Source organism: Brachybacterium kimchii (assembly GCF_023373525.1).
GTDB classification, from domain to species: Bacteria; Actinomycetota; Actinomycetes; order Actinomycetales; family Dermabacteraceae; genus Brachybacterium; species Brachybacterium kimchii.
Window position 1 is genome coordinate 1057837 of record NZ_CP097218.1, and the last position, 13720, is coordinate 1071556.

General features: G+C 71.6%; 11 protein-coding genes. 5 read left to right on the forward strand and 6 right to left on the reverse strand.

The genetic code is table 11. The annotated features are described in order from the left end of the window. Positions 1-82 precede the first annotated feature (82 nt). The 4 genes from M4486_RS05250 to M4486_RS05265 all read left to right on the forward strand — a co-directional run bounded on the left by M4486_RS05250 (position 83) and on the right by M4486_RS05265 (position 6447). Complete coding sequence (locus tag M4486_RS05250; RefSeq protein ID WP_249480127.1) at positions 83-757, forward strand: hypothetical protein; 675 nt, start codon at positions 83-85, stop codon at positions 755-757. Between the two features lie 138 nt (positions 758-895). Then, entirely contained in the window at positions 896-2233 is a 1338-nt protein-coding gene (locus M4486_RS05255; protein WP_249480128.1) for a glutamine synthetase family protein, read from the forward strand. Continuing rightward, on the forward strand, positions 2230-5367 hold the full coding sequence (locus M4486_RS05260) for a bifunctional [glutamine synthetase] adenylyltransferase/[glutamine synthetase]-adenylyl-L-tyrosine phosphorylase (RefSeq protein WP_249480129.1): 3138 nt from the start codon (positions 2230-2232) through the stop codon (positions 5365-5367). The genes M4486_RS05255 and M4486_RS05260 overlap by 4 nt, the downstream gene beginning before the upstream one ends. A 153-nt stretch (positions 5368-5520) precedes the next feature. Beyond that, positions 5521-6447, forward strand: a complete 927-nt coding sequence (locus M4486_RS05265) for a PD-(D/E)XK nuclease family protein (RefSeq protein ID WP_249480130.1) — start codon at positions 5521-5523, stop codon at positions 6445-6447. A gap of 46 nt (positions 6448-6493) precedes the next feature. Here the strand turns inward: M4486_RS05265 and M4486_RS05270 are convergent, their stop codons facing one another. The 3 genes from M4486_RS05270 to glnA all read right to left on the reverse strand — a co-directional run bounded on the left by M4486_RS05270 (position 6494) and on the right by glnA (position 9947). Next, positions 6494-7117: a response regulator gene (locus M4486_RS05270; protein WP_249480131.1), complete on the reverse strand. Its 624-nt coding sequence runs from the start codon at positions 7115-7117 to the stop codon at positions 6494-6496. Beyond that, positions 7114-8400 (reverse strand): sensor histidine kinase, encoded by a 1287-nt coding sequence (locus M4486_RS05275; protein WP_249480132.1) that lies wholly within the window; start codon positions 8398-8400, stop codon positions 7114-7116. The genes M4486_RS05270 and M4486_RS05275 overlap by 4 nt, the downstream gene beginning before the upstream one ends. Positions 8401-8516: 116 nt before the next feature. Further along, positions 8517-9947, reverse strand: coding sequence for a type I glutamate--ammonia ligase (gene glnA / locus M4486_RS05280; protein ID WP_152352907.1), 1431 nt, complete (start codon positions 9945-9947; stop codon positions 8517-8519). Positions 9948-10262: 315 nt separating this feature from the next. Between glnA and M4486_RS05285 the strand changes: the two genes are divergently transcribed. Next, complete coding sequence (locus tag M4486_RS05285) at positions 10263-10697, forward strand: RDD family protein (RefSeq protein ID WP_249480133.1); 435 nt, start codon at positions 10263-10265, stop codon at positions 10695-10697. Between the two features lie 449 nt (positions 10698-11146). Here the strand turns inward: M4486_RS05285 and M4486_RS05290 are convergent, their stop codons facing one another. From M4486_RS05290 to lipB, 3 genes are all read right to left on the reverse strand, one after another. Then, positions 11147-11881 (reverse strand): DUF4191 domain-containing protein, encoded by a 735-nt coding sequence (locus M4486_RS05290; RefSeq protein ID WP_249480134.1) that lies wholly within the window; start codon positions 11879-11881, stop codon positions 11147-11149. Positions 11882-11901: 20 nt separating this feature from the next. Further along, entirely contained in the window at positions 11902-12924 is a 1023-nt protein-coding gene (gene lipA / locus M4486_RS05295) for a lipoyl synthase (RefSeq protein WP_249480135.1), read from the reverse strand. 61 nt (positions 12925-12985) lie between these two features. Next, complete coding sequence (gene lipB, locus M4486_RS05300) at positions 12986-13684, reverse strand: lipoyl(octanoyl) transferase LipB (protein ID WP_249480136.1); 699 nt, start codon at positions 13682-13684, stop codon at positions 12986-12988. Between the last annotated feature and the right edge of the window lie 36 nt (positions 13685-13720).

Genomic DNA, 13720 nt, shown 5'->3' on the forward strand with positions numbered 1-13720 from the left:
GCTCCCAGGGTCCATGCAAGTATTCAGTCACTCGGCGGCCACGTCCGTGGCCGGCACTCACCGAATCACGAGGGGTAGAACGATGAAGACCAGGATCCGAGGAATCGCCAAGGGCCTCGCCGTGGGGACCGGCTCGCTCGCGCTGGCGCTCTCGCTCGCCGCGTGCGGCGGCAGCAGCTCCGACGACGCGTCGGGCGACGACGGCGGCGGCAAGGTGAAGGCCGGGGAGTCCACGGACTCCGACAGCAGCAGCGACGAGGACTCGTCGGCCGCCGACGACACCAGCTCGGACGAGGCCTCGGACGACTCCTCGACCTCCGACGACTCCTCCGCCTCGGACGAGAGCTCGGACGACTCGGCGAGCGACGATTCGAGCGCCTCGGACGATTCCTCCTCCGACGACTCCTCCGGCAAGGAGATCACGAAGAGCGACGAGAAGGCCGCCGTCAAGAACCTCAAGAGCTTCTACGTCGCCATGGACGACGACGACTACGAGAAGGCGTGCAAGTACGTCAAGAAGGAAGACTCCATGGGGCTCACCGACGACACCTGTGCGAGCACCCTGAAGCAGGCATCGGGCAGCTACCCGGATGACATCGCCAAGTACATCGACCAGGTCGACTTCAAGACCACGCCCAAGGGCAGCGACACGATCGTCGTGACCGTCAGCGGCGCCGGGGACCAGAAGCTCTACATGGCCCGCGACGACGACGGCGAGTTCCGCATCGATCTGCTGCAGACGGGTATGGACTCCTGAGGCTGAGCCTCGAGAGCCTCACCACGAGAGGGGCGGGCACCGCGCGGTGCCCGCCCCTCTCGTCGTCTGCGCGCCCGCACGGTTCCACTGCCACGTGGGACGGGCCGCCGGAGCGCACCCATGCGGCACACTGGTCCCATGGAACGCCACCACGATGCTGTCCTGCGCACGGTCGCCGAGAAGGACGTGCGGTTCATCCGCCTCTGGTTCTGCGACGTGGTGGGGACGCTGAAGTCCATCGCGATCTCCCCGGAGGACCTCGAGACCGCCTTCGACGAGGGCATCGGCATCGACGGCTCCACGATCGAGGGCTTCACCCGGGCCTATGAGTCCGACATGCTGCTGCGTCCGGACCCCGCGACCTTCCAGATGCTGCCGTGGCGCGGCGAGGTCGAGGGCACCGGCAGGATGATGTGCGACGTCCTCACGCCCGACGGCGAGCCCGCGGCGTCGGACCCGCGGCGCGTGCTGCGACAGGTCGCCGACCGGGCCGCGGCCCAGGGGCTCGACCTCTACGCGCACCCCGAGATCGAGTTCTACCTGTTCAAGGAGCCGTGGGCGCCGGGGCGCCCGCTGCAGCCCGTCGACAACGCCGGCTACTTCGACCACGTCCACAAGGGGCAGGGCCAGGACTTCCGCCGCACGGTCATCAAGTACCTCGAGCAGATGAACATCCAGGTCGAGTTCTCCCATCACGAGAACGGGCCCGGGCAGAACGAGATCGACCTGCGCTACGCCGACGCGCTCACCACGGCGGACAACATCCTCAGCTTCCGCACCGTGGTCAAGGAGGTCGCCCTGGGCATGGACCAGGTGGCGACCTTCATGCCGAAGCCGATGATCGAGCATCCCGGCTCGGGCATGCACACCCATCTCTCGATGTTCCAGGGCGGCCGCAACGCCTTCCATGAGCCCGGCGCCGAGTACGGCCTCTCGCGCACCGGGCGCCAGTTCATCGCCGGTCTGCTGCGGCACGCCTCCGAGTACTGCGCCGTCACCAACCAGTTCGTGAACTCCTACAAGCGCCTGTGGGGCGCGCAGGAGGCGCCGAGCTTCATCACCTGGGGCCACAACAACCGTTCGGCGCTGGTGCGCGTGCCGTTCCACAAGCCCACCAAGGGCACCAGCTCGCGCGTCGAGTTCCGCGGCACCGACTCGTCGTGCAACCCCTACCTGGCCTTCGCCGTGCTCTTCGCCGCGGGAATGAAGGGCGTCGAGGACGAGTACGAGCTGCCCGAGGGCGCGGAGGACACCGTCTGGGAGCTCACCGACCGCGAGCGCCGCACGATGGGCATCGAGCCGCTGCCCACCGACCTCTACCGCGCGCTCGAGGTCTTCGAGAGCAGCGAGCTGATGGCCGAGACCCTCGGCGAGCAGGTCTTCGAGTTCTTCCTGCGCAACAAGCACGACGAGTGGCGGCGCTACCGCGAACAGGTCACCTCGCGGGAGCTCGAGACCTCCTTCTTCGCAGGATGACCCCGCAGCCCCCATCCCCGTCCCCCTCGTCGTCGGCCGCGTCCTCGTCGGCCGAGCCGCCGAGCACGACCGGAGCACTCGCGCGCCTCGGCTTCACCCGCACCGACCGCGTCCAGCGCTTCCTCGCCGAGCCCGCCCTCGCGGGCCTCGGCCCCCGGGCGGCGGAGGCCATCGGCCGCGTCCCCGATCCCGACGAGGCCGTGCTCGGCCTGCTCCGCTTCGCGGAGGCCTCCCTCGAGGCGGGCCGCGAGCGGGAGCTCGGCGAGCTGCTTGGCAGCGTCGGGGAGCGCGGCGGCCCGGGGGAGCGGCTGATCCGGGTGCTGGGCACCTCGGCGGCGCTCGGCGACTTCCTCACCCGCCACCCCGATCGGGCCGTCGCCCTGCACAGCGACGAGGACACGCTGACGCTCGACGCGGCGGACGTCCGCGCGCGCATGCTCGGCGCGGTCGGCGCCGTCGCGGGCGCCGAGATCCCGCTCGCCTCGCTCAGCGGCCGCGAGGGCCGCGACGCCCTGCGCATCGCCTACCACGAGCGGCTCCTGCAGATCGCCGCGGCCGACGTCACCGCTCCCGACCCCGTCGCCATCCAGCCCTTCGTCTCCGCCTCCCTCGCCGACCTCGCGGGGGCGTCCCTCGAGGCCGCGCTCGCGATCGCCCGCACGGCCGTCGACGACCAGGAGTCGGTGCGCCTCGCGGTCCTCGCGATGGGCAAGACCGGGGCCCGCGAGCTGAACTTCATCTCCGACGTGGACGTCGTCTACGTCGCGGCGCCCGCCGCCGAGGACGTCGACGAGCGCACCATGACCGCCGTCGGCTCCGCGCTCTGCCGCGAGCTCGCCCGGGTGTGCGCGGACCGCACCGGCGAGGGGTCCCTGTGGCAGGTCGATGCGAACCTGCGGCCCGAGGGCAAGGACGGCGAGCTCGTGCGCTCCCTGGACTCCTACCGCCGGTACTACCAGCGCTGGGCGGAGTCCTGGGAGTTCCAGGCCCTGCTGAAGGCACGCTTCGTCGCCGGCGACGCGGAGCTCGGCCGCGCCTTCGAGGAGATGGTCGAGCCCTGGATCTGGCAGGCCGCCACCCGCGACGGCTTCGTCGAGGACAGCCGCGCCATGCGCCGACGGGTCATCGCCCACATCCCGCACGCGGAGGCCGACCGCAACATCAAGCTCGGCCCGGGGGGCCTGCGCGACGTCGAGTTCACCGTGCAGCTCCTGCAGATGGTCCACGGGCGCACCGACGAGTCCCTGCACGTGCGCGGCACGCTGCCGGCCCTCGAGCGCCTGGGTGCGGGCGGCTACATCTCGCGTCGCCACGTCGTCGAGCTCGACGGCGCGTACCGCTTCCTGCGCACCGTCGAGCACCGTCTGCAGCTGCATCGGATGCGCCGCACCCAGGTGCTGCCCACGGCGGAGGCCGACCTGCGGCGCCTCGCGCGCAGCGTCCACATCGCGCCGCAGGACTTCCGGGGCGTCTACGAGCGCACCCGGCGTCGCGTCCGCCAGCTGCACGAGGAGATCTTCTACCGGCCGCTGCTGCTGACCTCCTCGCAGCTCAGCGACGACGAGGTGCGGCTCTCGGCCGAGTCCGCGCGGGCGCGGCTGGCGGCGATCGGCTACCGGGACCCGCGCCGGGCCGTGGACCACATCCGGGCGCTCACCGAGGGCATCTCCCGGCGCGCCGCGATCCAGCGCCAGCTGCTCCCGGCGCTGCTCGAATGGTTCGCCGACGGCATCGATCCCGACCTGGGCCTGCTCGCCTTCCGGCGGCTGTCCGACACCATCGGCTCCGCGCACTGGTACCTCGCCCTGCTGCGCGACAGCGGCGTCGCCGCCCGGCGCCTGACCCGCGTGCTCTCGAGCTCCCGGTTCGTCGGCGAGCAGCTCGAGAAGGTCCCCGAAGCCGTGCGCTGGCTGGGTCGCGACGACACCCTGCGGCCGCTGAGCCGCGAGAAGCTGCACGAGGAGTTCCTCGCCGTCATCCGCCGCGTCGACTCGATCGAATCCGCGCAGGACCTGCTGCGACGCGCCCGACTGCGCGAGCTGCTGCGGATCTCCATGGCGCATCTGCTGGGCCTGCTCGACGCGCGCGCCGCCGCCCGCGGCCTCACCGACCTCGCCGAGGCCGTCCTCGAGGCGGGCCTGCTGGTCGCCTACCACGCGGTCGCGCGCGAGCGCGGGGCGATCGGCGAGGACGTCGCCCCCGTGCGCGACGACCTCGAGCTCAGCGCCCGCGACCTGCGCGAGCGGCGCTCGGACCCCTCGCGGGCGCTCGGCGTGGAGATGGCCCTCGTGGCGATGGGCAGCTTCGGGGCCCGGGAGATGGGCTACGCCTCCGACGCCGACGTCCAGTTCGTCTTCGTCGACCGCGGCGCGGGGGAGCAGGCGGGCACGATCGCGGTCGCGATCGCGACCCAGGTGCAGCGGATCCTCAACGCGCCCTCGGCGGGCGCGGACATGAAGGTCAACGCCGACCTGCGCCCCGAGGGGCGCAACGGACTGCTCGCCCGCAGCCTCGACGCCTGGCGCGACTACTACCGGCGCGACGCCCTGACCTGGGAGAAGCAGGCCCTCGTGCGCGCGCGCGTCGTGGTCGCCTCGCGGGATCTGCAGGAGCAGATCGAGGCCGCCATGGACCTCCACCGCTATCCCCGCGGCGGCCTCGGAGAGCCGGCCCGCAGGGAGATCGCGACCATGAAGGCGCGCGTGGAGTCCGAGCGCCTGCCCCGCGGCACGGATCCCGCCCGCCATCTGAAGCTCGGCCGCGGCAGCATGACCGACGTCGAGTGGGTCGCCCAGCTGCTCGTGCTCGAGCACGCGCACGACGTCCCCGAGCTGCGCAGCACCACCACCCTGCGGATCCTCGAGGAGGCCCGGCACGCGGAGCTGCTCACCCCGCGGCAGCAGGAGGACCTCACGGGGGCCTGGACGCTCGCCTGGCAGATGCGCCGCGCGATCTTCCTGTGGCGCGGCCGCGAGGGCGACGTGTTGCCCGCCGACCGCATCGACCTGTACGCGGTCGCCGTGCTCGTGGACGGCGACGAGGGGAGCGCCTCCGAGCTCGAGGAGAACTACCTGCGCGCGACCCGCCATGCGCGCACGGTCGCCGAGGAGATCATCTTCGGGGACGGCGACTGATCGGACCCGTCCCGTCGGGATCGCGGGCGGGGCGGGGCGCGCACGGAGAGCGAGCACACATCCTCCGCTCGCCCGTCCACAGCGTCCCGCCCGCAGACGGCCGACGCCGTACGCTGAGCAGGGCCGTCCCGTCCGTCGTCCCTCCGAGGAGCCATGACCACACCCAAGCTGAGCGAGCAGACCGCGCGCGGGCGCATGTACCGCATCGAGCCGGACGGCAAGCCGGTCTATCCCTCGATCACCACGGTCGCCGGGATGCGCGCGAAGGACCATCTGCAGGGCTGGTACGCGACCATGGCCTCCAAGCGGGCGCTGGACATGTACGCCTGGCTGGACCGCAACCCCGATCGCGCCGCCTCCGAGATCTCCCGGGTCTCGCGCGATCGCTGGGCCACGCAGAAGCGCATCGCCGCGGCGGCCGAGGAGCACACCCGCATCGCCTCCGAGTTCGGCACCCTCGTGCATGCCGCCTGCGAGGAATGGGGGCGCGCCGGTGAGCGGCCGACGCCCGACCAGGTCTCCGCGATCGCCGAGGACATGCGCCGTGAGGACGGCGCCTTCGCGAGGGAGCCCAGCGCCGAGGACCTCCTCGCGCGCGCGGCGGTGCGCCTGGACGGCTACGGAAGGTTCCTCGAGGAGTTCCAGCCCGAGTTCGTCGAGGTCGAGCAGACGGTCGTCAACCACACCGTGGGCTACGCGGGCACCACGGACTGCATCGTCCGGGTCGGCGGCGCACTGCTGAGCGGCGACATCAAGACCTCGAAGAAGGTGCGCGGTGACTACGCGCTGCAGGGCGTCGCCGTCGTCAACGCCGAGGCGCTGCTCGACGAGGACGGCACCGTGCGCGAGATGCCCGAGCTCACGGGTGCGTTCATCATCCATCTCCCCGAGGCCGGCGGATACTCCGTCGTCCCGCTGAAGACGGGCCCCGAGGAGTTCGAGGCCTTCACGGCGCTGCGCCGCATCTGGGCCTTCGAGGCCGACGACTGCGTCCTCGAGACCTGCAGCCAGCCCCAGCAGCTGCTGGTCTCGCTGCTGAAGTCCAAGGGCGGGCTCGGCGGGATCGACGCCCTCGGCTGATCCGCCCGCGCCCGGTCGGCGGCCGGCGGCGTCCCCTCACCCCCGCTCAGCCGTCGGGCCGCAGGATCCCTCGCGCCCGCGCTCTGGCGACCGCGTCGGTGCGGCTGCCCGCCCCGAGCTTGTCGAAGACGTGCACGAGGTGCGTCTTGACCGTCGCCTGGGACAGGAACATCTCGGCGGCGATCTGCGCGTTCGTGCGGCCCGCGGCCACCAGCAGCAGCACCTCCCGCTCCCTCTCGCTGAGCGCCTCGGGTCCCGTGGGGTCCAGGCGGGAGCGCACCCGCTCGTCGACCACCCGGGAGCCGAGCGCGGCGCGCCGCACCGCGGTCGCCAGCTCCTCGGGCGAGGAGTCCTTGAGCAGGTAGCCGGAGGCTCCCGCCTCCATCGCCTCGAGCACGTCCTGGTCGTTGTCGTAGGTGGTGAGCACGACGACGGCGGGCGGGTCCTCCACCGCCCGCAGATCGGGGATCACGGCGCTGCCGCGCAGACGGCTCGTCGTGAACTGCAGGTCCAGGAGCACCACGTCGACGTCACCGCGCCGGGCACGGTCACGGGCGGCCTCGGGGGAGTCGGCCTCGGCGACCACCTGCAGGTCCTCGTGCGCGTCGAGCACCCAGACCAGGCCGCGGCGGACGATCGCGTGGTCGTCGGCCACCAGGATCCGGATCATCGCTGCTCTCCCTCCTCGTTCGTCGTCCGCTCGTCGTGCCCGTCGGCTGCGCCTGCGCGCGTCGGCGGTGCGCCGAGCGGCACGCGGACCTGCACCGCCGTCCCCTCACCGGGGGCGCTCTCGAGGGCCATGGCGCCTCCGAGCGCCCGGGCGCGCGCCCTCACCGTGCGCAGCCCGAAGCCCTCGGCGGCTCCCTCGGGACTCCCCGGCGCCATCCCCACGCCGTCGTCGACCACGTCGAGGACCAGGTCGCCGTCCTGCACGGAGAGCGTCGCGACGGCGCGGGCGGCGTCGGCGTGCTGGAGGACGTTGCCCAGCAGCGAGCGCAGGATCCGCTCGAGGCCGCTCGCGGTGCGCTCCGGCACGAGGCCCGGCGTCCCGGGGTCGAGCTCGCAGCGGAGGGAGACGACGGGAGAGGCTCCTGCCGCGGGCGCCGACTCATCGATCACGGCGCGCAGGCGCTCCTCGAGGCCCATGCCCTCGCGCTCGTCGGCCGCGTCCTGGTCGACGAAGGAGCGGGTCTGCCGGCTCGTGAGCGCGGCCGTCCTCCGGGCCTCGCCCAGGTGTCCGAGGGCAGTGGGGGAGTCACCGCCCTCGAGCGCGGTGCGCGAGGCGTCCAGCAGCATCTGGATGGACAGCGCCGACTGCGCGACGGTGTCGTGCAGCTCGCGGGCGATGCGCGTGCGCTCCTCCGCGCGGGCCGCCTCGCGCTGGGTGCGCGCGAGATCCTCCTGCGCGGCGAGGAGATCGCGCGCGAGGCGGGTCCGCTCGTCGATCTCCTCCTGGAGGGCGCGCACCGCGAGCACCACCGCGAGTGCCACGAGGGCGCCGATCACGGGGCCCACGACGCCCGCGACCGGAAGTGCGCCCTGCCAGGCGGCGAACCCTCCGACGGCGATCGCCGTGACCAGGACGAGGCCCACGATCCCGCCGGCGAGCGGCAGAGCGTAGAGGACGGCGAAGTCGAGTCCGAAGGCGATCCACGTCGCATCGGGGGTGAGGGCGAGGCACGCGGCCCAGGCGAGGACCGCGGGCAGGAGATGGCCGAGCGCTCGCCACGATCCGCGGTGGTCGGCGCCGCGCCCGGCGGTCCGGCGAGCCCCGATCGAGTAGACGCTCACGAGCACGAGCAGCAGCACCAGGCGGGCCAAGGCGCTCGCGGAGGGCAGATCGCCCAGGGTGCGCAGGGCGACGACCACCACGAGCAGGTAGAGCAGCACGTGCACGAGCCAGCGCAGGGCGAGCGCGTACGGGGTGCGTGAGGGCAGGACGCGCTCGGGCATGCAGCGATCGTATCCAGTGCACGCCCCGCTCATCGCACCCGGACGTGACGAACCGGCCCCCGACATGCGTCGCCGCAGGTCGAGGGCCGGTTCGTCAGATCACCGCAGGGGTCGGCTCAGATGTCGTAGTAGAGCTCGAACTCGAAGGGGTGCGGGCGGAAGCGGAACGGGTCGATCTCGTTCTCGCGCTTGTAGCTGATCCAGGTCTCGATGAGGTCCTGGGGGAACACGTCGCCCTCGGTGAGGTACTCGTGATCCGCCTCGAGGGCGTCCAGGGCGGCGCCGAGGGACTCGGGCAGCTGCTTGATCTGCGCGTGCTCCTCCGGAGGCAGCTCGTAGAGGTCCTTGTCGATCGGCTCCGGCGGCTCGATGCGGTTGCGGATGCCGTCCAGGCCCGCCATCAGCTGCGCGGCGAAGGACAGGTACGGGTTCGCCGACGGGTCGGGCGCGCGGAACTCCAGGCGCTTGGCCTTCGGGGAGGTGCCGGTCACCGGGATGCGGATCGCGGCCGAGCGGTTGCGCGCCGAGTAGACCATGTTCACGGGCGCCTCGAAGCCGGGCACCAGACGCTTGAAGGAGTTCACCGTGGGGTTGGTGAAGGCCACGAGCGAGGGGGCGTGCTCGATGAGGCCGCCGATGTACCAGCGGGCAAGGTCCGAGAGGCCGCCGTAGCCGCGCTCGTCGTAGAACAGCGGCTCGCCGTCCTTCCACAGCGACTGGTGGGTGTGCATGCCCGAGCCGTTGTCGCCGAACAGGGGCTTGGGCATGAAGGTGGCGGTCTTGCCGTTCTCCCAGGCCGAGTTCTTGATGACGTACTTGAACTTCATGACGTCGTCCGCGGCCTTGCGCAGCGTGTCGAAGGTGTAGTTGACCTCCTGCTGGCCGGCGGTGCCCACCTCGTGGTGCGCGCGCTCGACGTTCAGGCCGACCTCGTGCAGGCGCACGACCATCTCGTCGCGCAGGTCCGCCATCTGGTCGTTGGGGGAGACCGGGAAGTACCCGCCCTTGACGCGGGTCTTGTAGCCCTGGTTGCCGCCGAAGTCCGACTCGTCGCGGTCGGAGTTCCACGAGGCCTCGTCCGAGTCGATGTGGTAGCTCGCGCCCTGCATCTCGGTCTTGAAGCGGATGTCGTCGAAGATGTAGAACTCCGCCTCGGCCGCGAAGAACGCGGTGTCGGCGATGCCCGTCGAGCGCATGTACTCCTCGGCCTTGGTGGCGACGGTGCGCGGGTCGCGCGAGTACGGCTCATCGGTGAACGGGTCGACGATCGAGAAGTTGATGACGAGCGTCTTGCGCTCGCGGAAGGGATCCACGTACGCGGTGTCGAGATCCGGCACGAGCTTCATGTCCGACTCGTGGATCGCCTGGAAGCCGCGGATCGACGAGCCGTCGAAGAGCTGGCCGGTCGCGATGGCGTCCTCGTCGAAGGTGCTCGCCGGCACGTTGAAGTGCTGCATCACACCGGGGAGGTCGCAGAAGCGGATGTCGACGAACTCGACGCCCTCCTCCTCGATGAACTTGATGGCCTCACTGGGATTGCTGAACACGTCTCCTCCATCCGCATGCTCCCGCATGCGCTGCTGAACCCCTGGGGGCGGTCACCGGACGACGCGCGCGATGCTGACCGCCGTCCTGGATCGCGGCGGACCGCGACCCTGCTCCCCTAAGTCTAGGACGCGCGCCCGAGAGGTCCCCGCGCCCGCCGGAGGGCCCGACGGCGCCGCGGACCGGCGTCGGCACAGCGGCCGACCGGCCCTGCGGACGGGTCGACGCGCCCTCGCAGCGGTCCCCGTGGCCGCTCTCACGGCCTCGCGAGCGCGTGCGCGCGCCGCCCTCGGAGAGGAGTTCAGTAGGCTGGGGCGGTGATCGAACGCAAGGATCTGGGCGCCTGGCTCGAGGGCCCGCCGGTGGATGCCGAGTACGTCCCCGGCTCCCGTCTGGGGCTTCCGGCCGAGGGCTCGGGATCGGTCGCGCCGTTCGGTCGCCGCGTGCTCTCGCTGCTGATCGACTGGGGGCTGTGCCTGCTGGTCTCGCAGCTCACCGCGAAGGGCGCGCCGATGGCCACGCTCGCCCTCTTCGCTGCGGAGAACATCCTGCTCATCAGCCTCTTCGGCCTCACCGTCGGACAGCTCGTCATGCGTGTGCGCGTCACGCCGGTCGCGGGCCGGATGCCGATCCTCGTGCGCTCCCTCCTGCGGACCGCGCTGCTGCTCCTGGTGATCCCGGGGATCATCTGGAACCGCGATCGCCAGCCCCTGCACGACGTCGCCGCGGCGACGGCCGTCGTCCGCGCCTGACAGAGCCTTCGACCCCCGGTGCCGACCCGGGGGCGCGACCGCGATGCCGCGCAGCCGGCGTGGACGCCCGCGTGTCCGTCACGGCACCGGCGAGGACGGGGGAGGGCGCAGCCGTCCTCCGCTCACCCCGCCCTCACGCGCTCGGCGCGGTCCTCCCGACACTCGCGACCCGGCCCCCTCGCTGCCCACCAGCCGCCGGAATCAACGCCCTGACCTGCACTTCCATTCACATCACGTTTGGATAACGAATATCACGGAACGGTAACGGCCTCGGCGCGGGCCGATCACGACTGGCCCGGCGGACGACGCGGCACGGCGTTCGCGGCCTCACGCTCCCTCACGGCACGCGAACGCCCCCGCCGTCCGTGCAGTCGTGGACGGCAGGGCGGCGGGGGGGGGGGCGGGTGGTCGCGGGACGCGCTCGGACGTGAGCGCCGAGGCGGGAGGGCTCAGCGCCCTCCGCGCATCATGGCCTTCTTGCTCACGCCGCGGGTGCGCGTGGGATCGATGCCCTTGGGGACCGCGGTGCGCAGCGAGGGCGTGAGGGCCGCGAGGCGCTTGCCCACGGCAGCGGACTCGTCCTTGGTGAGCGTCTTCTTCATGCGCGTCAGGTACGAGGGGAGCTTGTGCAGCGGGGTCTGGTCCTCGCCGTCGCCCACGACGATCCGGTGGATCGGGATCGGCTCGTTGTTCAGCACGCGCTTGACCCGACGGGTCTCCTTCTCGAGCATCCGCATCGAGGGGCCCGAGCCGTCCTCGGCGACGATCGCGACGCCTGCGCGGCCGGAGGCGCGGAAGATCATCTTCTGCGAGCGCGGGTCCATCTGCACGGGCTCCTCCTCGACGTTCCAGCCGCGGCGGATGGACTGCATGGCCGCGAGCGGAGCGCCGGACTGGCCCTTGATCCGGTTGAACGCGGCGGACTCCGCCTTGCGCGCGAGGATGAACATCGCGGCGAGCAGACCCACGGCGATGCCCAGGAAGATCCCGTACCAGACCATGCCCAGGATGAGCTTGCTGAGGATCGTCAGCACGAGGATCGAGACGACCAGCGCGCCGATCATCCAGGGCAGGGTCGAGCGGTCGGCCTCCTGGGTGACCTTGAAGACCTCCACCATCTGCTTGATGCGGCCCTGCTTCTTGGGCTTCGCCGCGGTGGCGTCCGTGTCCTTGGTGCGTGCCATGGTTCTTCCTAAATGAGGTGTCAGCCCGCCTGCGCGGCGGACATGCGAGCGACCACGCTCGCCGCCTCCTGCCGGGCGGGGGTGTCCTGGTCGAGGTGCCGGAGGTTCTCGGGGATCTCGCGGCCGAGCTTCTTCATCGCCTGCGCCCACAGTCGGCCCGAGCGGTACGAGGAGCGCACCATCGGCCCCGCCATGACGCCGAGGAATCCCATCTCCTCGGCCATCTCGGAGAGTTCGACGAACTCCTGGGGCTTGAGCCAGCGGTCGATGGGGTGGTGCAGCTTCGAGGGGCGCAGGTACTGCGTGATCGTGATGATGTCGCAGCCGGCGTCGTGCAGGCTCTGCAGGGAGTCGACGACCTCGTCGGGCGTCTCGCCCATGCCGAGGATCAGGTTCGACTTCGTGATCATGCCGGCCGACTTCGCCATCGAGAGCACCGAGAGGCTGCGCTCGTAGCGGAAGGCCGGGCGGATCTGCTTGAAGATCCGCGGCACGGTCTCGAGGTTGTGCGCGAAGACCTCGGGGCGCGCGTCGAAGACCTTCTGCAGCGCCGTGTCCGAGCCCTTGATGTCGTCGATCAGCAGCTCGACCCCGCAGCCGGGGTTCAGGGCGTGCACCTGCGTGCAGGTCTCGGCGAACAGCCCGGCGGCGCCGTCGGCCAGGTCGTCGCGGGCCACGCCCGTGATGGTCGAGTAGCGCAGGCCCATCTCCTTGACGGACTCGGCGACCTTGAAGGGCTCCATCGGATCCAGCGGATCGGGCTTGCCCGTCGCGATGTCGCAGAAGTCGCAGCGCCTCGTGCAGCGATCACCGCCGATGAGGAACGAGGCCTCGCGGTCCTCCCAGCACTCGAAGATGTTGGGACAGCCCGCCTCCTCGCACACGGTGTGCAGGCCGCGGCCGTGCACCCGCTTCTTCATGGCGGTGTACTCCGGGCCCATCACGGCGCGGGTCTTGATCCACTCGGGCTTGCGCTCGATGGGGGTCTCGGCGTTGCGTGCCTCGACGCGGAGCAGACGGCGTCCCTCGGGAGCGATCGTCACGCGTTCCTCCTCCGTTCGCGGTGTCGGTCCAGTCTAGTGGCGCGCGCGCCGCGCGGCCGCGTCAGCGTGAGCGCGCCGACGTGCGCTCCGCCACGAGATCGGTCATGGCGGCCTCGGCGACGTCGATGACCTCGGCGACCGGAACCCTCCGGCCGAGCTCCGCACTCAGGCTCGTCACCCCGGCGTCGTCGATCCCGCAGGGGATGACGTTCTCGGCCCAGGAGAGGTCGTTCGCGCAGTTCAGGGCGAAGCCGTGCATCGTCGTGCGCTTGGAGACGCGCATCCCGATCGCTGCGAGCTTGCGGTCCTCCTCGCCCTCGCGGACCACCCAGACCCCGCTGCGGCCCTCGACCGGCACCGTCTCGAGCGAGAACGCCGCGGCCACGCCGATGAGCGCCTGCTCGAGCGCCCTCACGAAGCCGACGACGTCGATCGGCGCGGGGAGGGTGACGATCGGGTATCCGACGAGCTGCTGGGGACCGTGCCAGGTGATCTTGCCGCCGCGATCGATGTCGACCACGGGGGCGCCGTCGCGGGGGCGCTCGTTCTCGGACGTGAGCTTGCCGGCGGTGAAGACGCTCTGGTGCTCGAGCAGGATCAGCGAGTTCGGCCGACGCCCGGCCACGACATCGGCGTGGACCTGCCTCTGCACGTCCCAGGCGGCGTGGTAATCGACGGGGCCCGGCGGGAGCCCGAACTCGTCGTGCTGGTCCCCTCCGGGGAGGTCTTCGCTGAAACCGAGGCGGATGACGTCGAGCACGCCCTCCAGCGTACCGCCGAGGGGCCCGGCCGACGG

Coding starts and splice junctions, on each gene's coding strand:
- M4486_RS05255 (WP_249480128.1), top strand. CDS start 896: ATGGAACGCCACCACGATGCTGTCCTGCGCACGGTCGCCGAGAAGGAC.
- M4486_RS05275 (WP_249480132.1), bottom strand. CDS start 8,400: ATGCCCGAGCGCGTCCTGCCCTCACGCACCCCGTACGCGCTCGCCCTG.
- M4486_RS05260 (WP_249480129.1), top strand. CDS start 2,230: ATGACCCCGCAGCCCCCATCCCCGTCCCCCTCGTCGTCGGCCGCGTCC.
- M4486_RS05290 (WP_249480134.1), bottom strand. CDS start 11,881: ATGGCACGCACCAAGGACACGGACGCCACCGCGGCGAAGCCCAAGAAG.
- M4486_RS05265 (WP_249480130.1), top strand. CDS start 5,521: ATGACCACACCCAAGCTGAGCGAGCAGACCGCGCGCGGGCGCATGTAC.
- M4486_RS05270 (WP_249480131.1), bottom strand. CDS start 7,117: ATGATCCGGATCCTGGTGGCCGACGACCACGCGATCGTCCGCCGCGGC.
- M4486_RS05250 (WP_249480127.1), top strand. CDS start 83: ATGAAGACCAGGATCCGAGGAATCGCCAAGGGCCTCGCCGTGGGGACC.